Here is a 21,722-nt window from a genome sequence, read left to right as displayed (position 1 = left end):
GGCGGCAATATCCGGGTGGGCAAACCGGCCGGCCAGTTCGCGGCACCACCCGCGAAGCCGGCGCCGCAGCGCACAAGCGCGCTGTGGCCCTGCTCTATAATGGCCGGACGCTCCAATGCGGGCGTTCATAGCACTCGATATCCTGAATTGCCCCCATCGCGGCGGGACGGCGTCTGTTCGCCGTATCGCCAACCTGACTTCTCGTGCATCGCCCATGAATCGTTTGGCCAAATTGCTGCCACCCGGCAACATCCATCTCGACGTCACCGTCACCAGCAAGAAGCGGGTCTTCGAGCAAGCCGGGCTCCTGTTCGAGAACAATCATGGCGTAGCCCGAGCCACTGTCACGGACAATCTTTTCGCACGCGAATCGCTCGGCTCTACCGGCCTGGGCGCCGGCGTGGCCATTCCGCACGGCCGTATCAAGGGACTAAAGCAGCCGCTGGGCGGCTTCATGCGCCTGGCGGAGCCAATTCCGTTCGAATCACCGGACGGCAAGCCGGTCTCGCTGCTCATCTTCCTGCTGGTGCCCGAACAGGCCACGCAGCAGCACCTCGAGATCCTTTCGGAAATCGCGCAACTGCTGTCGGACCGCGAAATGCGCGAGGGCCTGGCCACGCTGCCCACGCCCGAGGCGGTCCATCAGTTGCTGACCGAATGGCATCCGTGATGATCCACAGGCTGCACTGGCACGCCGCCTGACGCCATACCGCCCCCTCGTAGAAAGTCATCCCGCATGGAACTCACCGGCGTCACCTCGCAGTCGATCTTCGATGACAACGCAGCCGACATTAAATTGTCGTGGATAGCCGGTCTGGAAGGGGCCGATCGCGCCTTCGACGTCGAATTCGCGCGCGAAGCCACCTCCGCCGCCGACCTGGTAGGCCACCTGAACCTGATCCACCCGAACCGGATCCAGGTGCTGGGCAAGCCCGAGATCCAGTACTACCAGCGTCTGGACGACGAGCCGCGCAAGCGCCAGATGGGCGAACTGATCCTGCTCGAACCACCGTTCCTGGTGGTCGCCGATGGCATGGAGCCGCCGCCCGACCTGGAACTGCGCTGCACGCGCTCGTCCACGCCGCTGTTCACGACGCCGGTCTCCTCGGCGGCCGTAATCGACCACCTTCGGCTCTACCTGTCGCGCATTTCCGCGCCGCGCGTAACGATGCACGGCGTATTTCTCGACATCCTCGGGATGGGCGTGCTGATCATGGGCGAATCCGGCCTGGGCAAGAGCGAGCTTGGCCTGGAACTGATTTCGCGCGGACACGGCCTGGTGGCCGACGACGCCGTGGATTTCGTGCGCCTGGGACCGGATTTCATCGAAGGCCGCTGCCCGCCCCTGCTGCAGAACCTGCTCGAGGTGCGCGGCCTGGGCCTGCTCGACATCAAGACCATCTTCGGTGAAACGGCCGTACGCCGGAAGATGAAGCTCAAGCTCGTGGTGCAGCTGGTACGCCGTAACGATGGCGAATTCGAGCGGCTGCCGCTCGACTCCCAGTACCTCGATGTGCTTGGCCTGCCAATCCACATGGTCAAGATCCAGGTGGCCGCCGGCCGTAACTTGGCCGTTCTGGTGGAGGCCGCCGTCCGCAATACGATCCTGCGCCTGCGCGGTATCGATACACTGCGCGATTTCATGGACCGCCAGCGTGCCGCCATGCAGGCCGATGTGGTGTCGCGCGGGCAAGGCCGCCTGCTCTGACCGCGGCCGCGCTGCTGATGGCCAAACGCCCGCCTGACCGCGGGCGTTTTCATTTGCTTACAAGCCCGGCCCGGTTTTCGTCAACGGGGTGTGGGTAGTCTCCGTTTTGTGCTGTAATGGGCATCGAGCCCGTTTTTCCGCCAGCCACCCAGATGGCCTGCGGCCACGATGTGTGTTTCCACAGCCAGGAGAGAAGCATGAAGAAGCTGATCGCGATGTGTGTGCTGGTCACCCCCCTGTTCGCCACGGGCGCGTTTGCCCAGGGTGCGTCGGCTCCGGCCGCGGCCGAGAAATCGGGCAAGACCGCGCAGCAGGAAAAGATGGCCGCCTGCTCCAAGGCCAACAAGGGCAAGAAGGGCGACGAGTACAAGAAGGCCCAGAGCGAGTGCCTGTCGGGTAGCGGCCCGGCCGCTGCCGCCGAGCCGAAGACCCAGCAGGAAAAGATGTCGGCCTGCAGCAAGCAGAACAAGGGCAAGAAGGGCGACGACTACAAGAAGTCCATGAGCGATTGCCTGTCGGCAAAACCGGCAGCCTGATCGATCGCCGCATATCTGGCAATTCTTACCGTAAAAATGGCGAATCCTCAGCGATTCGCCATTTTTGTATGGCACACGCTGTCATGACGCAGCCACCTTGCGGTGCTATGCTTGCGTCGCTATGCGGATCATTCTCATCACCGGAATTTCCGGCTCCGGCAAGTCTGTCGCCCTGAACGTCCTGGAAGATGCAGGCTACTACTGCGTCGACAATCTGCCGGCCCAATTCATCCCCGATCTCACCACCTATCTGGCCGATCAGGGCTATACGCACCTTGGCGTGGCCACCGATATTCGCAGCCGCGAGTCGCTGGCGCGCTTGCCCGACACCGTACGCGAGCTCTCCGCGAGCCATCAGGTGCAGGTGCTGTTCCTGACGGCAAATACGGACGCGCTGGTACAACGCTATTCGGAGACCCGCCGCCGCCATCCGTTGTCGGCACAGGTGGAGACTGGCGCGGCCAGCGATGCGGAAGCACCAGCCAGCACATCCCTGATCGAAGCCATCGAGATGGAGCGCGAGCTGCTCAGCCCGCTGGCCGAGTCGGCGCATCGCATCGATACCAGCAACGTGCGCACCAACACGCTGCGCAGCTGGGTCAAGGAACTGATCCGTGATGACCGCGCCAGCGGCCAGTCGCTGACACTGCTGTTCGAATCGTTTGGCTTCAAGCATGGGGTGCCTAGCGACGCCGACCTCGTCTTCGACGTGCGCTCGCTGCCGAATCCCTACTACGACCTTGCCCTGCGCCCACTCACCGGCCGCGACGCGCCGGTCGTGGATTTCCTGCAAAGCCAGCCGATGGTACTGGCGATGGCCGAGGATATCCGCGCCTACGTGGAGAAGTGGCTGCCAAGTTTCATTGCGGACAACCGCAGCTACCTGACGGTGGCCATCGGCTGCACGGGCGGGCAGCATCGTTCAGTGTTCATCGCCGAACGACTCGCCAACTATTTCCGGGCGCATGGTAATGTGCTGGTCAGACACCGCGAAATGGGCCCAGCCGGCTGACACGCGGGCTTGAAAGGGGCGGCCCCGGTGGCCCTCCCTGTCACTGGAGCGGCCAATCGCATGTCGACACCTCCCACCGACACCGCACCCATCGGCACCATCCTGGATGCGCTACCGCTGTTTCCCCTCAATACGGTCCTCTTTCCAGACGGCCGCCTGCCGCTGCGTGTGTTCGAAAAGCGCTATGTCGACATGGTGCGCAACTGCATGCGCGATGGCGCGCCGTTTGGGGTCTGCCTGATCGCCAGCGGTGAAGAGGTCGCCCGCCCCGGCCAGAAAACCGTGCCCGAGGAGATCGGCTGCCTGGCGCAGATCGTCGACTGCAATATGGAGCAGCTGGGCGTGCTGCTGATCGAGACACGCGGGCGGCAACGCTTTCGCGCGCTGTCTCACGCGACACGTGACGACGGCCTGATGGTGGCCCAGGCCGAGGTGCTGCCAGCCGACATCATCGACTGCAAGTTGGAACTATTGAGCGAATGCCTGGAGGCGTTGCGCCGGATCGTCGCGTCGGTCCACAGCGAACAGCCCGACAAGTCGAAGCTGCCCTTCGCGGAACCCTACCTTTGGGACGACCCGAGCTGGGTGGCCAACCGCCTGTGCGAGCTACTGCCCGTGCCGCTCAAGGCCAAGCAGATGCTGATGGCCTTGCCCGACGCCGGCATGCGCATCGAGATCGTGCACCGCTACATGCGCCAGCACCACATCGTCTGATCGCCGGCCCTTCAGCAAACCGGGAAACGACTTCAGAAGAGTCCCATGCGCGCCTGGTCTTCCAGCAGGCGCCGCACCGGCGCGGGCGTTCCCAGGGCATCGAGGTCGTCCAGCGACAACCATCGCGTTTCGCCATTGGCGCGCGACGCCGCCTCATCCAGATCGACACGCACGGCGCGGATCAACAGACGGAAGTGCGTGAACACATGGGTCAACTCCCCGGCCAGATGCGCGCGCGTTGGCTGGCCGAATTGCCTGGCCAGCTCCAGCGCCGCATCTTCCGCGGCCTCGGCATCGAACGGCACGGTGTCCACCGCGATTTCGGGCAGGCTCCACAGCCCTCCCCAAATGCCGCTGCCAGGCCGCAGATTGACTAGAACGTTGCGCCCGTGACGGACGATCAGCATGACCGTGCTTCGCTCCGGAATCGCGGCACGAGGTTTTGGTGTGGGCAGTAACGCCGTGAGGTTGTCCCGGCGGGCCACACAGTCCGCCGCCAGCGGACACGCATCGGCATCGCGCAGACAGGCCGGCTTGCCGCGCGAGCAGATCGTGGCGCCCAGGTCCATCAGTCCCTGCGTGTAGGCCACCATGTCGTCGGCCTGCGTCGGCCCGGCGGGGGGGAGTGCCTGTTCGGCCAGCCCCCACATGCGGGTCTCGATGGCGCGTTCGCCCGGATAGCCGTGGATGCCAAACACGCGCGCGAATACGCGCTTGACGTTGCCATCGAGAATCGGTGAGCGCACGCCGGCGCTGAATGCCGCAATGGCCGCCGCGGTCGAGCGTCCGATACCGGGCAACGTGACGAGTACCGCCGGATCGGTCGGAAAAACGCCGTCGTGCTCTTCGATGACCGCCTTCGCACAGCGATGCAGATTGCGCGCCCGCGAGTAGTAGCCTAGCCCCGCCCACAACGCCATGACCTCGTCGGCCGGCGCGGCGGCCAACGCCGCCACGGTAGGCAGCGCGGTCACAAAACGCTGGAAGTACTCGATCACGGCCGCCACCTGCGTCTGCTGCAGCATGATCTCGGACAGCCAGATGCGGTACGGGTCGCGCGTGTTCTGCCACGGCAGGTCATGCCGGCCATGCCGGCGCTGCCACGTCACCACGCGCATGCCGAAATCGGACGGCACGGCGATGTTATCTGTGGGCGAGGGAGCTGCGGCAGGCTTGCGGGGCATTGCGGGATCTTGGAAAGAAAAAGCGCCGCTCTGAAGGCGGCGCCACATGATACCAATGATCGTTGGAAGACTACGCAGCGCGCGCTGACGACTCCACCGGCAGCTCCACCAGCTTGCGCGTGAACGACTCGATCTTCGTGCTTCGCTCGTCCAGGCCGTTCAGCACTTCCTCCAGCTCGGCGATACGGCTTTCCAGCGTGTCGGTAGCTTCGTGAATGCGCTCGATCGAATCCACGCGGCGGCGCAGCTGCTTCTGGTGCTCGCGCACCTGCGCCTCCAGCGGCGTCATCACCGACTTCAGCCAGATCTCGATATCGCGGTTCAGGTCGCGGAAGTTCTCCAGCACGCGGCTAGCCATCGTCGCGAACGCGTTCTGCACCAGTTGCGGACGCGAACGCGTCAGCATGTTCACCGTGCCGAAGTGCGCGTTGACCAGGGCCAGCGTTTCCTGCAGCTCGTTCGTGTAGCGCGACGTCACGAACTGCATCGGCGACGGCAGCGTGAAACCATGCTCCGCATTGAAGCGGCGATACATGCTGTCCACCAACTGGTGCAGCTCGCCGATCTTGCGATCGGATTCCTCGATCAGCCCCGTCAACTGGCCGAACAATGCATCCATATCCTCGCGCAGGCCGCGCGAGAAGAAGCGCTCCTTCATCTGCTCGCGCTTGTCGCGCATCGTCCGGCGTACGTCGCGCAGTTGCAGGCTCTTGATGATGTCGGCGCTATGGCGGCCAAACACCAGTCGCAGCGCCTGGAACTTGGCGATGCTCTGCTCGAACTCTTCCTTCTCGCTCTGCACACGCATCAGCATGTGCTTGACCATCGCGTGGTTCTTGCCGCGCAGGCCGCGCAGTTCGAACAGCTGTTCGACGATATCGCGCCGGCGGCTTTGCAGCAGCTGCTGCGCGCCACGCGACATGTCCTGCACCAGGCGCTGCACCTGGTCGGACACGATCTCGCGCCGCTGCGGAATCAACTGGTCCGACAGCACGTTCTCAAACTGCATCAGGTTGCTGCGCACGAGCATGGCCTGGTCATGCGTGACCTTGGCCACCAAGCCCTTCTGCGCGGACACCGGATACACGCGGCGTTCCTCGATACCCAGCGTCTGCGCGGTAGTGCGAACCTGGCGCGCAATCTCGCTGGCGATTTCCGGCGACGACTTGAGCGGGTCCCACAGACCATCGATCTTGTTCAGCACGGCCAGGCAACCGCGGCGATGGCCCGCCCCGACGTGGCTACGCCAGAGCGCGAGGTCGCTCTTGGTCACACCAGCATCGGCGGCCAGCACGAACACCACCACGTGCGCGTCGGGAATCAGGCGCAGCGTCAGTTCCGGTTCGGTACCAATGGCGTTCAGGCCCGGCGTATCGAGAATCACCAGCCCCTGGCGCAGCAGCGGATGCGGAAAATTGATCACCGCATGGCGCCAGCGCGAGATTTCCACCATGCCGTCGGCATCCACCGAATACGCGGCGTCGGGATCGTTCTCGTTGTACAGGCCAAGCGATTCCGCCATAGCCGGAGTCACGCGCGTGGTTTCCACAACATGCTGGAACGCGGCCAGCATGCCGTCTGGCGACGACGGGTCGAGCGGTACCGTGGTCCAGTGCGAGTTGGACGCCCCCGGTTCCATGAAGTCGGCAGTCGAGGCGTCCTGCAGCCGCGTTTCGATCGGCAGCAGCCGGATGCAGGGCTGCTCGTGTTCGTCGTAGCGCAGCTCCGTCGGACACATCGTCGTCCGGCCAGCGGACGACGGCAAAATGCGGCGGCCGTAGTCGGCAAAGAAGATGGCGTTGATCAGTTCGCTCTTGCCGCGCGAGAACTCGGCAATGAACGCAACCTTGAGCCGGTCGCTCTTGAGCACGTTCTGGATGCGCTGCGCGCGGTCGTCCGCGGTGGCGTCATGCAGGTCGTACTGTTGCAACCAGGATTGGAATTCGGCGAGTGACTGAAGGACCCCGGTTCTCCAGGCGCCATATTGTTCGAATTGATGGGCGAGGCTCGTCATGGAGTGGTTCGCTGTTTCGGCTCGGAATTATGGTTTTGGGCGCATACACGCCTGGCGCCGGGTGTCTCCGTTGACCCGCGGACCCGATGTCAGGCGTCTTGCCGGACAGCCTTGTCAAACGGGCGGCTCCGGCGGTTTTTGTAACTTTTTATGACTGCGCACACGATACAGGTTTCCGGACAGATTTTGTGGAATTCGCGTCCCTTGTCGTGCTTCTGCGCCACGAGTGTTGCGCCGACCCATCGGCAATGTATTGCAACAATATTTCGCCACGGGATTGCCATGTCTCAAGGTGGGCCGGCACACCCCGTGTGTTGTCGGATCAACTTGCGGCTGACCGGCTTCAGTGCTGGCAATGCGGGCAATAGAACGTCGAGCGCTGACCCTGCACGATCTGGCGAATCGGCGTGCCGCAAACCCGGCATGGCTCGCCGGCGCGGTCGTAGACCAGGCAGTCCAACTGGAAATAGCCGCTGCTGCCGTCGCTGCCGACGAAATCGCGCAGGGTGCTGCCGCCGCGCGCAATGGCTTCGGTCAGCGTTTCACGTACGGCGGCGGCCAGTTTGTCGTAGCGCGCCAGGCTGATTCGGCCTGCCGGCGTGGTGGGGCGGATGCCGGCGCGGAACAGGCTTTCCGAGCAATAGATATTGCCGACGCCCACGACGATTTCCCCGGCCAGCAGTGCTTGCTTGATCGCCACGGAGCGGCCGCGCGTGAGCTTGTGGAACCAGGCACCGTCGAAACGCGGGTCGAATGGTTCGATGCCGAGCCGCCGCAGCAGCGGATGTTCGGACAGCGCCGCTTCCGCCAGGGGCGTCCAGATGATGGCGCCGAAGCGGCGTGGATCGCGGAAACGCAGCACCATGCTGCCGGCGTCGCCGTTCCGGCCATCGGCGGGCGCCAGCACCAGGTCAAGGTGATCGTGCGCCCCGGCAGCCGGGGGGTCCGGATAGACGCGCAGCGTGCCGGTCATGCCAAGGTGCACAAGCAGCCAGCCTGGCTCGGCGGATTCGCCGGACGGGTCGTCCTGAACGCGCTCCGGATCATCGGTTTCCTGAGCCGGCAGACATTCGAGCAGCAGGTATTTGCCGCGTCGCTCGATACGGCCGATCACGCGACCGGTCAGGCGTGCCTCGAGTTCGGGCTCCACCGGCCAGCGCAGGCCGCGATGACGCACGGTCACCCGGACGATGCGACGCCCCACCACATGCGGCAGCAATCCACGCCGCGTGACTTCGACTTCCGGTAGTTCTGGCATTGCGCGCCCTTGTCTCCCTGGCCGGGTCCGGCCCGGCAACCATCGCCTTTGCAGAACCTATGACCCACTTTTACGCTCCAACCACGCAGGGAATTCCCTGCCGTCGCACTCCCAGTGTGCGGGTTCCCATACGTAAGCGCCCTGCAAGGCAAGCAGGGCATTGTAGCGGCAGGCTACAATGCCTCCATCCATTCCTACGCCCCCGTGCGCCGGAGCTTTGATTCATGCAGGACCAAATCTTGTCCTCTCAGGCCATGCGCCCGGAAGCCATCCCCATGACTGCATTCCGTTTCCGTCGCCATGCACGCGCCCTGGGCGTGGCCGCGTGCCTGGCATTGGCATCGCTGGCTCACGCCGCGCCCGCAACGGTTGCCCAGAACGATGACGAAGTCATCGAAGTGCCGGCGCCGTCGTCGGCGGCCCGTGCCGCGCGCACACCATTGCCGAACGTCGCGCTGACGCCGGACATCGTCTACCGCGTGCTGGCTGCCGAGATCTCGCTGCAGCGCGGGCTGGTGGGACCGGCCTATCGCACCTACATGGACCTGGCCCGGGAAACGCGCGATCCGCGCCTGGCGCAACGGGCCACGGAAATCGCCTTTAACGCACGCGTCGCGCAACAGGCGCTCGATAGCGCCCGGCTCTGGTCGGAGCTGGCACCGAAGTCGCCGGCTGCTCGCCAGGTTCTGTCGACGCTGCTGGTGCTGAACGGCCGCTGGGAAGACGCCGAGCCACTGCTGGTGCAGCAACTGGCGGCGGCACCCACCGGACATCGCGGCGATGCCATTCTGCTGCTGCAGCAGCAGATGTCGCGCACCAGCGATCCGGCCGGCGCGGTTGGCGTGCTCCAGCGCGTCACGGCAGGCGACACGAAGCTGGCGGAAACGCATCTGGCCCTGGCGCGTGCCCGCGAGGCTGCCGGCGACAACGCCGGCGCGCTGACGGAACTGGACCAGGCACTGCGCATCAAGCCCGACCTCGAACCCGCCGCACTGATGGCGGCCGAACTCCAGGCCGAATCGGCCACGGACAAGTCGATCGAGGTGCTCAAGCGTTTCCTGGCCAAGTCGCCCCAGTCGGTCAACGGACACATCACGCTGGCCCGTCTGTATCTGCAGAAGAACGACATGCAGGCCGCGCGCGCCGAGTTCGAGGTGCTGCGCAAGGTGGCCCCGAACGATCCGCGCGTACCGCTGGCGCTTGGACTGACCAGCCTGCAGGCACGCAGCTATGACGATGCCGAGCGCTATCTGAAGGAATACCTGCAGATGGCCGAGAAATCGCCGGCCGCCAATCCCGACGTCGCGTTCCAGTACCTGGCCCAGATCGCCGAGGAGAAGAAGGATTACGCGACGGCTATCAACTGGCTCGACCGGATCGAGGACGGCCGTCTGGCCACCGCGGCGCAGGCCAAGCGCGGCCAGCTGCTGGTACGCATGGGCAAGCTCGACGACGCTCAGGCCGTGTTCGGCGAACTGCTGGCCGATGCCGAGGACATCTCCGACCCGATCCAGCGCAACCAGCGCATGACCGCGATTCGCCAGGCCGAAGTGGGCGCCCTGCTCGAAGGCAAGGCCTACGATCGCGCGCGCAAGGTGCTGGACGAACGGGTCAAGGTCGAGCCGGACAACGCCGACTGGCTCTACGAGCTGGCCATGCTCGACGAGCGCGAGAAGCGCTACGACAGCATGGAGCGTGGCCTGCGCAAGGTCATCGCGCTGCAGCCGGAACAAAAGCAGGGCTACAACGCGCTGGGCTATTCGCTGGCCGACCGCAACGAGCGGCTGCCCGAAGCGCGCAAGCTGCTGGAGCGTGCCTCGGAGCTTGGCCCGGACGATCCTTACATCATGGACAGCCTGGGCTGGGTGAAATACCGCCAGGGCGAACTCCAGCCCGCCGCTGATCTGCTGAAGACCGCGTACTCGAAGGCGCCCGAAGCCGAGATCGGCGCCCACCTGGGCGAGGTGCTCTGGCAACTGGGCCAGCACGAGGAAGCGCGCAAGACGTGGTACGAGGCCGCCAAGGTGGAGCCGGAAAACGCCACGCTGCTCGACACGCTGCGCCGCTACAACCAGAACCTGCTGCTGTCCAAATAATCCGCCTTGCGTATCATGCGTGTTGCCGCCCGGGCCTTGTGCCCGGGCGCTTCATTCTGACGATCCGCGTCTTACTGCGCCGTCTTCACGCCACCGCCGCCAAATTTCCGCGACTCTGACTCTTGCACATGCTCCGATCCCGACGCCTGGCCCTGCTCTGCGTGGCCGCCCCGCTCTGGCTTGCCGCGTGCAGCACCATCACACCCTCACGCAGTTTCGACGCTGGCGAGACCGCGCGCAGCGAGCAATACACGGGACGCTTTGCCGCCAACTACACGCGCTACGGCCGCAGTGAAGGCGTGCAAGGCAGCTTCCGATGGGAAGAGCAGGGCCGCAACGTGCGGCTCGACCTGATATCGCCCCTTGGCCAGACACTGGCGGTGGTGACCAGCACGCCTTCGGGCGCCACGCTCGATCTGCCCAATGAAAAGCCACGCAATGCCCCCGAGGTGGACACCCTGATGGAGCAGGCGCTGGGCTTTTCGCTGCCCGTCTCGGGCATGCGCGACTGGCTGCACGCCCGCCCCACCCCCGGCAAGCCCGCGAGCGTCACGCGCGACACAAACGGCCGCCCCGACACGCTGAAGCAGAACGGCTGGACCGTGCGCTATGTGGCGTGGCAGGAAACCCCCGAAGGCACCGCCACAACGTCGGCACAGCCGCGCCGCATCGACATGGCGCGCGATGGCAATGAAGCGCCGCTGTCCGTGCGACTCGTGATCGATCCGAAATCCGAACAATGATGCAAGCAACAACCTCCAGCCACACGCTGCCGCCCGCCGAACTGCGCAACTGCCCCGCGCCGGCCAAGCTCAACCTGTTCCTGCATGTAACGGGCCGCCGCCCGGACGGGTACCACACGTTGCAAACCGTGTTCCAGCTGATCGACTGGTCGGACACGCTGCACTTTCATCGCCGTGACGATGGCGTCATCGCACGCGTCACGGATATCCCCGGCGTTCCGGCCGACACCGACCTGGTGGTGCGTGCGGCGCGTGCGTTGCAGCAGGCCAGCGGCACGCGTTTCGGGGCCGACATCGCCATCGACAAGAAGCTGCCGATGGGCGGCGGCATCGGCGGCGGATCATCGGACGCGGCCACCACGCTGCTGGCGCTGAACCACTTGTGGGGCACGGCACTGCCGCGCGCCGAACTGATGCGTATCGGCCTGACACTGGGTGCCGACGTACCCGTCTTTGTGTTCGGCCAGAATGCGTTTGCCGAAGGCGTGGGCGAGGAGCTGACTCCTGTCGAACTGCCGGACAGCTGGTTCGTCGTTATCCACCCGCGCCAGCATGTACCGACTGCTTCAATTTTTTCCGACGAGCGCTTGACAAGGAATTCACCGATCTCTATAGTTGCGGACTTCGCTGCTTGCACAAACAAATTCGCTTTCGGTCGCAACGACTTGCAAGCGATAGCAACAGCGAAGTTCGGCGAAGTTGCCCGAGCCCTTGAATGGCTGAGACAATACAGTCCCCATGCAAGGATGACCGGTTCCGGAGCCTGCGTGTTTGCCCGTTTCGACGACGAAGCAAGTGCGCAGAACGTGATGGAAAGGTTGCCGTCCGATTGGGATGGCAGGTGTGCAAGAAGTTTGTCGCAACACCCGCTCGCAGCTTTCGCGTAACAGGTTTTCGTTTGGCGCAGTACTGAAGTAAAGTTCGGTTCGGCGACAGACGGTAAAGGTTGTGTAGGGGAGTCGCCAAGTTGGTCAAGGCACCGGATTTTGATTCCGGCATTCGAAGGTTCGAATCCTTCTTCCCCTGCCATTACTTCCTATAGTGTCCGAATCGGACATGCAGAACTCGCTACCGGCATCGGCCGGTGGCTCAAAGCTCCCCCAGCAGCAAGACAGGTGCCCCGAATGAGCGTCGAAGGCTTGATGGTATTTACCGGCAATGCCAACCCTAAACTCGCGGAGGCTGTCGTACAGCACCTCGGCATTCCGCTGGGCAAGGCTCTGGTCGGCCGTTTCTCCGACGGTGAAGTTCAAGTAGAAATCCAGGAAAACGTTCGCGGCAAGCACGTCATCGTGCTGCAGTCCACCTGCGCGCCGACCAACGACAACCTGATGGAACTGATGGTGATGGTCGATGCGCTCAAGCGCGCTTCGGCACGCAGCATCACCGCCGCCATGCCCTACTTCGGTTATGCACGCCAGGATCGCCGCCCGCGTTCGGCGCGCGTGGCCATCTCGGCCAAGATCGTGGCCAACATGCTGGAAGTGGCCGGCGTCGAGCGCGTCCTGACGATGGACCTGCACGCTGACCAGATCCAGGGCTTCTTCGATATTCCCGTCGACAACATCTACGCATCCCCGGTTCTGCTGGGCGACCTGCGCGAGAAGAGCTACGGCGACCTGCTGGTCGTGTCGCCGGACGTCGGCGGCGTGGTGCGTGCCCGTGCACTGGCCAAGCAGCTGGACTGCGATCTGGCCATCATCGACAAGCGTCGCCCCAAGGCCAATGTCTCCGAGGTGATGAACATCATCGGTGAAGTGGCCGGCCGCAACTGCGTGATCATGGACGACATGATCGACACCGGCGGCACGCTGTGCAAGGCCGCGCAGGTGCTGAAGGAACGTGGCGCGCTGAAGGTGTTCGCGTACTGTACGCACCCGGTGCTGTCGGGTGGTGCCGCCGCCCGCATCGCAGCTTCGTCGCTGGACGAAGTGGTGGTCTGCGACACGATTCCGCTGTCCGACGAAGCACGCCAGTCCGGCAAGATCCGCCAGGTTTCGACCGCCCCGCTGCTGGCCGAAACCTTCACCCGGATCGTGAAGGGCGACTCGATCATGTCGCTGTTTGCCGACCACTGATCGGTAAGCAGGCGCAAGGCAGGCAAAAGCCTGCTAGAATTCTGGGTTTACCGCATTGGCCACCTCTGGGTGGCCAATGTGATTCATGCGGTACGGTTTGATTGTCGTATCGTCAGTCGAGGCTGTCTGGTCGCGGACAGCCTTCTTCACATTTGGAGTTGAACATGAAAGTAGTCGCTTTCGAGCGTAGCGTACAGGGAACGGGTGCGAGCCGCCGCCTGCGCAATTCGGGCAAGACGCCCGGCATCATCTACGGCGGCGCCGCCGAACCGAAGATGATCGAACTGGATCACAACGCCCTGTGGCACGCCCTGAAGAAGGAAGCGTTCCACTCGTCGATCCTGGACCTGGAAGTTGCCGGCAAGAACGAAAAGGCCCTGCTGCGCGCATTCCAGATGCACCCGTTCAAGCCGATGGTGCTGCACGTTGACTTCCAGCGCGTGTCGGCCACGGAAAAGATCCACGTGAAGGTGCCCCTGCACTTCATGAACCAGGAAACCGCTCCTGGCGTGAAGCTGGGCCACGGCATCGTGAACCACATCATGAACGACCTGGAAGTGTCGTGCCTGCCGGCCGACCTGCCCGAGTTCATCGAAGTGGATCTGGCTGCAGCCGAGCTGAACCAGACCATTCACCTGTCGGACCTGAAGCTGCCGAAGGGCGTGACCGCCATCACCCACGGTGACGACAACCCGGCCGTGGCGAACATCTCGCTGCCGGCTGGCGCCCAGTCGACCGAAGCCGCTGACGGTGGCGAAGGCGAAACGCCGGCTGCCTAAGCTGCCTGCGTCTCTGGAAAAAACCGCCGGTTCTCCGGCGGTTTTTTTTCGTGCACGGTTTTCGCGTATCCTTTCACGCCTGCTTCCGCTTTCTTTCACGCATGATCAAGCTCATCGTCGGCCTCGGTAATCCCGGGGCGGAATACGAGGCCACCCGGCACAACGCCGGTTTCTGGCTCGTCGACCAGCTCGCCCGCATGGGCAGTACCACGCTGCGCGTGGAGGGCCGCTTCCACGGCCTGGCCGGCCGCGCACGGCTGTGGGACCAGGACGTCTGGTTGCTCAAACCGTCGACCTTCATGAACCGGTCCGGGCTGTCGGTGGTATCGCTCGCGCGCTTCTACAAGATCCTGCCCGACGAAATCCTCGTGGCGCACGACGAGATGGACCTGCCCGCCGGTTCGGTCAAGCTCAAGCGCGGCGGCGGCTCGGGCGGGCACAACGGCCTGAAGGATATCTCCGCCCATCTGACCACGCAGGACTACTGGCGCCTGCGCATCGGCGTGGGCCATCCGCGCAACGCGCCGGGCGCCGCCGCTGGCGGACGCGAGGACGTGGTGAATTTCGTGCTGACGCCTCCGCGCAAGGAAGAACAGCAGGCCATCGACGAAGCGATCGACCATTGCATCGGCCCACTGGGCGTGCTGGCACGTGGCGAGAGCGAACGCGCGATGATGGAGCTGCATACCGGGCGCTAGACCATCTGGCATCCACGTACAAAAAACCCCGCCGACCTTGCGGTCGCGCGGGATTTTTCATTTTCTGCTTTGTGGGGCCGGAACGAAGTGGCCGGATGTGCCTCCGGCTTCAGGCCGCGTGCTTGGCCGCGGTCAGCAGCCGGTAGCGTTGCATCAGCACCTCGTGCGTTTCGATGCGGTTCGGGTCCTTCGGAATGCAAGCCACAGGGCAGACCTGCTGGCATTGCGGTTCGTCGAAGTGACCGACGCATTCGGTGCACTTGTTGGGGTCGATCTCATAGATCTCGGGCCCCATCGAGATGGCTTCGTTCGGGCACTCGGGTTCACAAACGTCGCAATTGATGCAGTCGTCGGTGATCAGTAGCGCCATGATGGTTCCTTCCAGCAACCCCGCCCATGCCCGAACTGGCCACGTCGACGGGATCGAAGGTCGTATTTTATTCCGGTTTGCCGATTTTCTCCTGAAGCCAACGCTCCACGGAGGGGAAGACAAACTTGCTGACATCGCCGCCCAGCACGGCGATTTCGCGCACGAACGTGCCCGAGATGAACTGGTACTGGTCGGACGGCGTCAGGAACATCGTCTCGACGTCGGGCAACAGGTAACGGTTCATGCCCGCCATCTGGAACTCGTACTCGAAGTCGGATACCGCGCGAAGGCCCCTTACGATCACACGCGCATTGTTCTTGCGTACAAAATCCTTGAGCAGGCCGGAGAATCCCTCCACCCTGACGTTCGGATAGTGACCCAGGACTTCACGGGCAATACCGATGCGCTCTTCGAGCGAGAAGAACGGGCGCTTGTTAGGGCTATGCGCCACGCCGACCACGAGTTCGTCGAAGATATTCGACGCACGACGGACGAGATCCTCGTGTCCCCGGGTCATGGGATCAAAAGTACCGGGATAGACGGCGACGACCATGTTTCCTCCTTAGGGGCTGCCCGCTGGCGGCCTGCCCATGCAGGGAGACCGCTTTCGAATACTGGCTGCGTGACGGGCGTTGGACAATCAACAGCGGCGTAGTGTAACCCCAAATGCGGCTTTTTGAAGTCCGCCCGGCCGCCTTTTTGCGGCATTGCAGCAGACCCACAAACGCTTGTCCGGGGCGGCAATCCGCCTGGCAGTCGTCATATGACCGCGGTGCTGGCCGATGCGGCCAACACGACTCATTCCGTGTCGTTGCCTTCGCGACGCTGCAGCAGATGGAAATGCACGGCGCCAGCCCGGGCTTGGCGGATGATCTCGAGCGAAGCGGGCACCGGCGCATCGGCACCGATCAGCGCCTTGTCCGATTCCACATAGACCACGCCACCGGGCCGTGTCAGCCGCGCGGCATGCTCCAGCGCCGGTCCGATCCAGTCTTCGGCGAACGGCGGGTCCAGAAACACCACGTCGAAGCTGTCCGCCGGCATCTGCGCCGCAGCCGCGAAGGCGTCGGCCTGAACCACCCTGACCTGCGCCGCGTCGAGCTTGTACTGGTTGTCGCGTAACTGCTTCGCCACACGCGGATTGGCTTCGACCAGCGTCACGGCGGCCGCGCCGCGCGACGCGGCCTCGAATCCGAGTGCGCCGGAGCCGGCAAACAGGTCCAGGCAAGCCAGGCTGGTGAGGTCTTGCCCCAGCCAGTTGAACAGCGTCTCACGCACGCGATCTGGCGTCGGGCGCAGCCCTTCAGCCTCGAGCACCGGCAGCAGCGATCGTTTCCAGCGGCCGCCGATGATGCGTACCTGGGCCGATGTCTGGCGAGGCTGGCGGGACAGAGAAGTTCGCCCGCGCGGTGCGGGCGAAGGTCGGGATTGCGGATTCATGCCGTGATTGTAGAGCCTGGCAAGCCCCGGTACAGCGGCGGGGCGTGCTCTGGCCAACAATCAGGCCAGCGGATCACTTTTCTGGGCCGCCGACGATGACCGTGGCCACGGCATCGGGATGTACGTGCCGCTGGAAGGCGGCGCGCACCTGATCGCGCGTCACCTTGTTGATCTGCGCGGTCCACGTATCGAGGTAGTCCAGTGGCAAGCCATACCAGCCAATATTTGCCACATTGGTCAGCAGCTTGCGGTTGCTGTCGATGCGCAGCGGGAAGCCATTGATCAGGTTATCCTTGGCCGCCTTCAGCTCCGCATCGGTCGGACCTTCGGCTACGTATTTCGCCAGAATCTGCCGCACCAGCCCCACTGCCTCGTTGGTGTTCTCTTTCTTGGTCTGCAACGTGATGCTGAACGGCCCCGGCTGCTTGGATGGCGCAAAGAAGCTATCCACGCCGTAGGTGAGTCCACGCTTTTCGCGCACCTGATCGGTCAGGCGCGAGCTGAAGCCACCGCCACCCAGTACATAGTTGCCCACCAGCAGCGCGAAGTAGTCGGGGTCGCCACGCGCAATGGAAGGTGCGCCAATCGCTACGCTCGCCTGCTGCGCCGGATGCGGAATCCGCTTCTCGCTGGCCGGGATCGACATCTGCACATCCGGCAGCTTCGGTGCCGCGGTACCTTCGGGCAGACCGCGTGTCATCTCCTCGGCGATCTGCTCCGCCTGTTTGCGGTCGATGGCGCCGATCAGCGTCACCACCGCTCGCTTGGCGGTGTAGTTATCGCGCCAGAACTTCAGCAGGTCCTCGCGTGTGATCGAACCCACCGATTCCGGCGTGGCGGACACACCGTACGGATGGTTCGGGTACATCGTCTTCGACAACGTCTTGTCGGCAATCACGCCGGGGCGCGTATCGCCCTCGCGGATGGCCGTGATCAGGCGCTGCTTCTCGCGTGCCACGACGGCGTCGGGATAGGCAGGGGCCTTGATGAGCTGCGAAGCCAGACGCAGTGACTGCTCACGCTCGGGCGACGCCGTCAGCGTGCGCAAACCGACGCCGCCACGGTCGCCACCAGCGGCGCCACCGAAATCCGCACCGGTGTCGGCAAAGGCGTCGGCGATCTGCGCCTCGTTGCGGGCGGGCTGGCCGTTCTGCGCGCTGCTGCCCTTGTCGAGCAGCGCCGCGGTCAGCGTGGCCAGGCCGGCCTTGCCGGGTGGGTCGTAGCGGCTGCCCGCGTCGAAGTCGATATTGACGTCGAGCATCGGAATCGATGGGCTAGGCACGAAAAACACCTTGGCACCGGTGGAAGCCGTCCAGCTTTCAATGGGGATCGCGGCGTAGGCAACGGTGCCGGCCAGCAGCGCGGCCGCCCCGCAGGCGGCGCCAGCCAGTCGGCGCAACAGGCGCGGAGACGCAATGGTCATGACGGACAGGGACATTCTTTCTCCTTGGACTCTGTCCTCAATGACGCAGGCCTTCGGGCGCTGCGGTCTTGGGCTTGTTGGGGTCGATCGGCTGCGGCAGCAGCGTGGCCACGGTCAGGTTGTCGTCGCTGAAATACTTGCCGGCAACGGCCTGCACCTGCGCGGGGGTGACTTCCTTGATCTTGTCGAGCATGCGATCGATCTGGCGCCACGAGATGCCGGCGATTTCCGACACACCGATCTCCATGCCCTGCCCGAACACCGAGTCGCGCTTGTAGATCTGGCCAGCCACCACCTGCGCCTTGACGCGCTTCAGTTCTTCCTCGGACACACCGTTCTTGGCAATGCGCTGAAGCTCCTCGCGCAACGCCTTTTCGATTTCCTCGGTGGTGTGTCCGCTGGCCGGCGTACCGTCGAGCACGAACAGCGATTCATTGCGATTGATGCTGTCGTAGCCGACGTTGACGTCGTCGGCCAAGCGCTGCTCGCGCACCAGCTCGCGCGTGAGCCGCGCGTTGTCGTAGCCGTTCAGCACGGCCGACAGCACCTCCAGCGCATACGGATCGACGTCCTTTTCCACGTCATGCAGGCGCGGCACCTTGTAGGCCAGCACGATATACGGGTTCTCGGCCGGCGCCTTGACCCATACGCGCTTGATGCCCTCCTGCTGCGCCTCCAGCTGAGTCTTGCGCAGTGGCAGCGCGCGCGGCTTGAGCTTGCCATAGTAGCGCTCGGCCATCGCGCGCACCTCGTCGGCCTTCACGTCCCCGGTCACTACCAGCAGCGCGTTGTTAGGCACGTACCAGGTCTTGTACCAGTCCTGCACGTCTTCCACGTGCATGTTGACCAGGTCATCCATCCAGCCGATCACCGGATGGCGGTACGGCATCGCCGTGTAGACCGTGGCCAGCAGCTGCTCGTAGACCTTGCCGCGCGGGGAATCGTCGGTACGCAGGCGGCGCTCTTCCATCACCACCTTCATCTCGCGGTCGAACTCTTCCTTCTTGATGATGAGGTTGGCCATGCGGTCGGCCTCCAGCTCCATCATCTTGGGCAGATACTGCTTGGCGATCTGCTGGTAATAGAGCGTGAAGTCGCGGTTGGTCAGCGCATTCTCGCGGCCACCCAGCAGCGCGATCTGGCGCGAGAATTCGCCGATCGGTACCTTGGGCGTGCCCTTGAACATCATGTGTTCGAGCATGTGGGCCACGCCGGTGGTGCCGCTGACTTCGTCGCTGCCGCCTGCCCGGTAGTAGATCTGGTGCGCCACCGTGGGCGCGCGATGGTCTTCCTTGACGATCACGCGCATGCCGTTGGACAGCCTGAACTCGGTGGTACCGGCCTCCGACTGGCCGACTTTGCCGGCGGTTGCCATGCCCGATGGCGGCCCCTGCGGCGTGGTCGCCCGCGTGGGCTCGCCCTTGGTCTGCGCCATGACGGTTCCCGCCAGCGGAACGGCAAGCGTGGCGACAACCAGGGTGGAGATCAGACGCCGCGAGAGTCGGGCGGCGCCGGTGGAAGGCGATACGATGCGGGCGGCGCCCGCTCCGGACAAGTCAGCGCAATGGTTCATGCGACCCCGTCTGCTAGAATTTTGGCGATTGATTCTACCGGGGTATTGACCCCTTTCCCAATGTTTAGTTTCTGGAAGAAGCGCAAGGCCGAGCCGGCTCCCGCGCCTGTCGAGCCGCCGGTTGCGGCACCTGTCCCCGCGCCAGCTCCCGCCCCGCTGCCCTCACCGGCCCCAGCGCCCGCGCCGCTTCCCGCTCCGACACCCGCTCCGGCCCCGACGCCGGTTCCCGTGCCGGTCCCGGTTCCCGTCCCCGCCCCGGCACCCATTCCCGCTCCGGTTCCTGTCCCGGCACCCATTCCCGCGCCTGCCCCGGCTCCTAGCCCGGCCCCGGCACCGGTTCCCGTGCCGGTCCCCGTGCCCGCCCAGGTGCCGCCGCCCGCGCCAGCCCCGGTTGCCTATGAGCCGCCGGTGGTCGAGGAACTCGAACTGGTGCCACCGCCCGCGCCCACGGCCGAAGCCAAGCGCGGCTGGATGTCGCGCCTGAAGGCCGGCCTGTCGAAGACCAGCCGGAACATCGGCGTGCTGTTTGTCGGCGTAAAGGTCGACGAGGCCCTGTTCGAGGAACTGGAAACCGCGCTGCTGATGTCCGATGCCGGCGTGGAAGCGACCGAATACCTGCTGACCGAGCTGCGCCGCCGCGTAAAGAGCGATCGCATCGAAACCGCGGAAGGCGTGAAGGCTGCGCTGAAGGACCTGCTGGTGCAGTTGCTCAAGCCGCTCGAAAAGACGATGGAGCTGGGCCGCGAACAGCCGCTGGTGATGATGATCGCCGGCGTCAACGGCGCGGGCAAGACCACCAGCATCGGCAAGCTCTGCAAGCATTTCCAGTCGTACCACCAGTCGGTGCTGCTGGCCGCCGGCGACACGTTCCGCGCCGCCGCGCGCGAACAGCTGACGATCTGGGGCGAGCGCAACAACGTGACGGTGGTGGCTCAGGAAAGCGGCGACCCGGCCGCCGTGATCTTCGACGCCGTGAACGCCGCGCGCGCCCGCAAGATCGATATCGTGATGGCCGATACCGCGGGCCGCCTGCCCACGCAGCTGCACCTGATGGAAGAACTGAAGAAGGTCAAGCGCGTGATCGGCAAGGCGATGCCCACGGCGCCGCACGAGTGCCTGCTCGTGATCGATGCCAACACGGGCCAGAACGCACTGGCCCAAACACGCGCCTTCGACGACGCGCTGGGCCTGACCGGCCTGATCGTGACCAAGCTCGACGGCACGGCCAAGGGCGGCATCCTGGCCGCCATCGCACGTCAGCGCCCGGTGCCGGTCTACTTCATCGGCGTGGGCGAGAAGGTGGAAGACCTGCAGCCGTTCAAGGCCGAGGAATTTGCGGAGGCGTTGCTGGGGTAACACCAGGCAACGAACTGGCAAGGTTCTACTTTCAAACAAAAAACCCCGGCATCGCTGCCGGGGTTTTTTGTTCTGGCGATGGATCCGATCACTCGCTATCCGGCTGCACCCCCGGTGCCGCCTTCTGGAACGCTTCCTCCTCCATGCAGTTCGCATGGATCTTCGCGATCGTCGGGAACGGGGTCAGGTCCACGTTGAAGCGCTGCGAGTTGAACACCTGCGGCACCAGGCACAGGTCCACCAGCGTCGGCGTATCGCCGAACGAATAGCGGCCCACGCGGCCCAGTTGCGACAGGTTCTTTTCGAGCGATGCAAACCCCTGCTCGATCCAGTGGCGATACCACGCGTCCTTGGCTTCCTCCGGCACCTTGAGTTCGTGCTTCAGGTACTTGAGGACGCGCAGGTTGTTCAGCGGATGGATCTCACAGGCGATTTCCTGGGCCAGACCGCGCACCACCGCGCGGTCGAACGGATCGCTGGGCAGCAGCGCCGGCGCCGGATGGATCTCATCGAGGTATTCGATGATCGCCATCGACTGGATCAGCGGCTTGCCGTCCACCACCAGCGTCGGCACCACGCCATCGGCGTTCAGCGCGCGGTACTCGGGCTTCAGCTGCATGCCGCCTTCCTTGAGCAGGTGCACGCCCTTGTAGTCGTAGGGCAGACCCTTCAGGTTCAGGGCGATGCGCACGCGAAACGAGGCCGAGCTACGGAAGTAGCTGTAAAGCTCGAGCATGGCG

The 21,722-nt window shown here is 64.4% G+C and carries 21 protein-coding genes and 1 tRNA gene; 13 read left to right on the top strand and 9 right to left on the bottom strand.

Annotated elements, in window-relative coordinates; translation table 11 throughout:
• The first annotated feature begins 214 nt into the window (after positions 1 to 214).
• The 5 genes from ptsN to AC3FLX_RS12010 all read left to right on the top strand — a co-directional run bounded on the left by ptsN (position 215) and on the right by AC3FLX_RS12010 (position 3,970).
• Positions 215 to 670: a PTS IIA-like nitrogen regulatory protein PtsN gene (gene ptsN, locus AC3FLX_RS12030; protein ID WP_488696736.1), complete on the top strand. Its 456-nt coding sequence runs from the start codon at positions 215 to 217 to the stop codon at positions 668 to 670.
• A 66-nt stretch (positions 671 to 736) separates the two neighbouring features.
• The gene (gene hprK / locus AC3FLX_RS12025) at positions 737 to 1,708 is read left to right on the top strand and encodes an HPr(Ser) kinase/phosphatase (RefSeq protein WP_488696734.1); all 972 of its coding nucleotides are present in this window, start codon (positions 737 to 739) and stop codon (positions 1,706 to 1,708) included.
• Positions 1,709 to 1,905: 197 nt separating this feature from the next.
• Complete coding sequence (locus AC3FLX_RS12020; protein ID WP_488696732.1) at positions 1,906 to 2,244, top strand: PsiF family protein; 339 nt, start codon at positions 1,906 to 1,908, stop codon at positions 2,242 to 2,244.
• A 121-nt stretch (positions 2,245 to 2,365) separates the two neighbouring features.
• Positions 2,366 to 3,256: an RNase adapter RapZ gene (gene rapZ / locus AC3FLX_RS12015; protein ID WP_488696730.1), complete on the top strand. Its 891-nt coding sequence runs from the start codon at positions 2,366 to 2,368 to the stop codon at positions 3,254 to 3,256.
• Positions 3,257 to 3,316: 60 nt separating this feature from the next.
• Positions 3,317 to 3,970 carry an LON peptidase substrate-binding domain-containing protein gene (locus AC3FLX_RS12010; RefSeq protein WP_488696729.1) on the top strand — a complete coding sequence of 218 codons (654 nt, stop codon included), beginning with the start codon at positions 3,317 to 3,319 and terminating at the stop codon, positions 3,968 to 3,970.
• Positions 3,971 to 4,002: 32 nt separating this feature from the next.
• Here the strand turns inward: AC3FLX_RS12010 and mutY are convergent, their stop codons facing one another.
• The 3 genes from mutY to mutM all read right to left on the bottom strand — a co-directional run bounded on the left by mutY (position 4,003) and on the right by mutM (position 8,426).
• On the bottom strand, positions 4,003 to 5,154 hold the full coding sequence (mutY, locus tag AC3FLX_RS12005; RefSeq protein WP_488696727.1) for an A/G-specific adenine glycosylase: 1,152 nt from the start codon (positions 5,152 to 5,154) through the stop codon (positions 4,003 to 4,005).
• Between the two features lie 70 nt (positions 5,155 to 5,224).
• The gene (locus tag AC3FLX_RS12000) at positions 5,225 to 7,168 is read right to left on the bottom strand and encodes a dynamin family protein (protein ID WP_488696725.1); all 1,944 of its coding nucleotides are present in this window, start codon (positions 7,166 to 7,168) and stop codon (positions 5,225 to 5,227) included.
• A gap of 343 nt (positions 7,169 to 7,511) precedes the next feature.
• Entirely contained in the window at positions 7,512 to 8,426 is a 915-nt protein-coding gene (mutM, locus tag AC3FLX_RS11995; protein WP_488696723.1) for a bifunctional DNA-formamidopyrimidine glycosylase/DNA-(apurinic or apyrimidinic site) lyase, read from the bottom strand.
• A 224-nt stretch (positions 8,427 to 8,650) separates the two neighbouring features.
• On the opposite strand from mutM, the gene AC3FLX_RS11990 reads away from it, so the two are divergent.
• The 7 genes from AC3FLX_RS11990 (at position 8,651) to pth (ending at position 14,820) form a co-directional block, all read left to right on the top strand.
• Complete coding sequence (locus tag AC3FLX_RS11990) at positions 8,651 to 10,522, top strand: tetratricopeptide repeat protein (RefSeq protein WP_488696721.1); 1,872 nt, start codon at positions 8,651 to 8,653, stop codon at positions 10,520 to 10,522.
• A 128-nt stretch (positions 10,523 to 10,650) separates the two neighbouring features.
• On the top strand, positions 10,651 to 11,265 hold the full coding sequence (locus AC3FLX_RS11985) for an outer membrane lipoprotein LolB (protein WP_488696720.1): 615 nt from the start codon (positions 10,651 to 10,653) through the stop codon (positions 11,263 to 11,265).
• Positions 11,265 to 12,152: a 4-(cytidine 5'-diphospho)-2-C-methyl-D-erythritol kinase gene (gene ispE, locus AC3FLX_RS11980; protein WP_488696783.1), complete on the top strand. Its 888-nt coding sequence runs from the start codon at positions 11,265 to 11,267 to the stop codon at positions 12,150 to 12,152. The genes AC3FLX_RS11985 and ispE overlap by 1 nt, the downstream gene beginning before the upstream one ends.
• Before the next feature lie 65 nt (positions 12,153 to 12,217).
• A tRNA-Gln gene (locus AC3FLX_RS11975) sits at positions 12,218 to 12,294 on the top strand.
• Between the two features lie 95 nt (positions 12,295 to 12,389).
• Positions 12,390 to 13,343: a ribose-phosphate pyrophosphokinase gene (locus AC3FLX_RS11970; RefSeq protein ID WP_488696719.1), complete on the top strand. Its 954-nt coding sequence runs from the start codon at positions 12,390 to 12,392 to the stop codon at positions 13,341 to 13,343.
• Between the two features lie 164 nt (positions 13,344 to 13,507).
• Positions 13,508 to 14,122 (top strand): 50S ribosomal protein L25/general stress protein Ctc, encoded by a 615-nt coding sequence (locus tag AC3FLX_RS11965; protein ID WP_488696718.1) that lies wholly within the window; start codon positions 13,508 to 13,510, stop codon positions 14,120 to 14,122.
• A 101-nt stretch (positions 14,123 to 14,223) separates the two neighbouring features.
• On the top strand, positions 14,224 to 14,820 hold the full coding sequence (pth, locus tag AC3FLX_RS11960) for an aminoacyl-tRNA hydrolase (protein WP_488696716.1): 597 nt from the start codon (positions 14,224 to 14,226) through the stop codon (positions 14,818 to 14,820).
• 109 nt (positions 14,821 to 14,929) lie between these two features.
• Here the strand turns inward: pth and AC3FLX_RS11955 are convergent, their stop codons facing one another.
• The 5 genes from AC3FLX_RS11955 to AC3FLX_RS11935 all read right to left on the bottom strand — a co-directional run bounded on the left by AC3FLX_RS11955 (position 14,930) and on the right by AC3FLX_RS11935 (position 19,626).
• Positions 14,930 to 15,190 carry a YfhL family 4Fe-4S dicluster ferredoxin gene (locus AC3FLX_RS11955; RefSeq protein WP_066739904.1) on the bottom strand — a complete coding sequence of 87 codons (261 nt, stop codon included), beginning with the start codon at positions 15,188 to 15,190 and terminating at the stop codon, positions 14,930 to 14,932.
• A gap of 67 nt (positions 15,191 to 15,257) precedes the next feature.
• Positions 15,258 to 15,743: a pantetheine-phosphate adenylyltransferase gene (coaD, locus tag AC3FLX_RS11950; protein ID WP_066739714.1), complete on the bottom strand. Its 486-nt coding sequence runs from the start codon at positions 15,741 to 15,743 to the stop codon at positions 15,258 to 15,260.
• 245 nt (positions 15,744 to 15,988) lie between these two features.
• On the bottom strand, positions 15,989 to 16,630 hold the full coding sequence (rsmD, locus tag AC3FLX_RS11945; protein WP_488696713.1) for a 16S rRNA (guanine(966)-N(2))-methyltransferase RsmD: 642 nt from the start codon (positions 16,628 to 16,630) through the stop codon (positions 15,989 to 15,991).
• A gap of 73 nt (positions 16,631 to 16,703) precedes the next feature.
• A complete protein-coding gene (locus AC3FLX_RS11940) occupies positions 16,704 to 18,068 on the bottom strand; it encodes a M16 family metallopeptidase (RefSeq protein WP_488696712.1) in 1,365 nt (454 codons plus the stop codon).
• 22 nt (positions 18,069 to 18,090) lie between these two features.
• The gene (locus AC3FLX_RS11935; RefSeq protein WP_488696710.1) at positions 18,091 to 19,626 is read right to left on the bottom strand and encodes a M16 family metallopeptidase; all 1,536 of its coding nucleotides are present in this window, start codon (positions 19,624 to 19,626) and stop codon (positions 18,091 to 18,093) included.
• 60 nt (positions 19,627 to 19,686) lie between these two features.
• Between AC3FLX_RS11935 and ftsY the strand changes: the two genes are divergently transcribed.
• Positions 19,687 to 20,982 (top strand): signal recognition particle-docking protein FtsY, encoded by a 1,296-nt coding sequence (ftsY, locus tag AC3FLX_RS11930; RefSeq protein WP_488696708.1) that lies wholly within the window; start codon positions 19,687 to 19,689, stop codon positions 20,980 to 20,982.
• An 88-nt stretch (positions 20,983 to 21,070) separates the two neighbouring features.
• On the opposite strand, the gene maiA is transcribed toward ftsY, so the two are convergent.
• Positions 21,071 to 21,718: a maleylacetoacetate isomerase gene (gene maiA, locus AC3FLX_RS11925; protein WP_488696707.1), complete on the bottom strand. Its 648-nt coding sequence runs from the start codon at positions 21,716 to 21,718 to the stop codon at positions 21,071 to 21,073.
• Between the last annotated feature and the right edge of the window lie 4 nt (positions 21,719 to 21,722).

It is taken from the genome of Cupriavidus sp. 291-E7 (assembly GCF_057798835.1).
The sequence above is the reverse complement of the archived record's forward strand: the minus strand, read 5'-3'. Positions and strand labels throughout refer to the sequence as shown.

Excerpts from the sequence above, each read along its gene's own strand:
- ptsN (WP_488696736.1), top strand. The coding sequence starts at position 215 with ATGAATCGTTTGGCCAAATTGCTGCCACCCGGCAACATCCATCTCGAC.
- hprK (WP_488696734.1), top strand. The coding sequence starts at position 737 with ATGGAACTCACCGGCGTCACCTCGCAGTCGATCTTCGATGACAACGCA.
- AC3FLX_RS12020 (WP_488696732.1), top strand. The coding sequence starts at position 1,906 with ATGAAGAAGCTGATCGCGATGTGTGTGCTGGTCACCCCCCTGTTCGCC.
- rapZ (WP_488696730.1), top strand. The coding sequence starts at position 2,366 with ATGCGGATCATTCTCATCACCGGAATTTCCGGCTCCGGCAAGTCTGTC.
- AC3FLX_RS12010 (WP_488696729.1), top strand. The coding sequence starts at position 3,317 with ATGTCGACACCTCCCACCGACACCGCACCCATCGGCACCATCCTGGAT.
- mutY (WP_488696727.1), bottom strand. The coding sequence starts at position 5,154 with ATGCCCCGCAAGCCTGCCGCAGCTCCCTCGCCCACAGATAACATCGCC.
- AC3FLX_RS12000 (WP_488696725.1), bottom strand. The coding sequence starts at position 7,168 with ATGACGAGCCTCGCCCATCAATTCGAACAATATGGCGCCTGGAGAACC.
- mutM (WP_488696723.1), bottom strand. The coding sequence starts at position 8,426 with ATGCCAGAACTACCGGAAGTCGAAGTCACGCGGCGTGGATTGCTGCCG.
- AC3FLX_RS11990 (WP_488696721.1), top strand. The coding sequence starts at position 8,651 with ATGCAGGACCAAATCTTGTCCTCTCAGGCCATGCGCCCGGAAGCCATC.
- AC3FLX_RS11985 (WP_488696720.1), top strand. The coding sequence starts at position 10,651 with ATGCTCCGATCCCGACGCCTGGCCCTGCTCTGCGTGGCCGCCCCGCTC.
- ispE (WP_488696783.1), top strand. The coding sequence starts at position 11,265 with ATGCAAGCAACAACCTCCAGCCACACGCTGCCGCCCGCCGAACTGCGC.
- AC3FLX_RS11970 (WP_488696719.1), top strand. The coding sequence starts at position 12,390 with ATGAGCGTCGAAGGCTTGATGGTATTTACCGGCAATGCCAACCCTAAA.
- AC3FLX_RS11965 (WP_488696718.1), top strand. The coding sequence starts at position 13,508 with ATGAAAGTAGTCGCTTTCGAGCGTAGCGTACAGGGAACGGGTGCGAGC.
- pth (WP_488696716.1), top strand. The coding sequence starts at position 14,224 with ATGATCAAGCTCATCGTCGGCCTCGGTAATCCCGGGGCGGAATACGAG.
- AC3FLX_RS11955 (WP_066739904.1), bottom strand. The coding sequence starts at position 15,190 with ATGGCGCTACTGATCACCGACGACTGCATCAATTGCGACGTTTGTGAA.
- coaD (WP_066739714.1), bottom strand. The coding sequence starts at position 15,743 with ATGGTCGTCGCCGTCTATCCCGGTACTTTTGATCCCATGACCCGGGGA.
- rsmD (WP_488696713.1), bottom strand. The coding sequence starts at position 16,630 with ATGAATCCGCAATCCCGACCTTCGCCCGCACCGCGCGGGCGAACTTCT.
- AC3FLX_RS11940 (WP_488696712.1), bottom strand. The coding sequence starts at position 18,068 with ATGTCCCTGTCCGTCATGACCATTGCGTCTCCGCGCCTGTTGCGCCGA.
- AC3FLX_RS11935 (WP_488696710.1), bottom strand. The coding sequence starts at position 19,626 with ATGAACCATTGCGCTGACTTGTCCGGAGCGGGCGCCGCCCGCATCGTA.
- ftsY (WP_488696708.1), top strand. The coding sequence starts at position 19,687 with ATGTTTAGTTTCTGGAAGAAGCGCAAGGCCGAGCCGGCTCCCGCGCCT.
- maiA (WP_488696707.1), bottom strand. The coding sequence starts at position 21,718 with ATGCTCGAGCTTTACAGCTACTTCCGTAGCTCGGCCTCGTTTCGCGTG.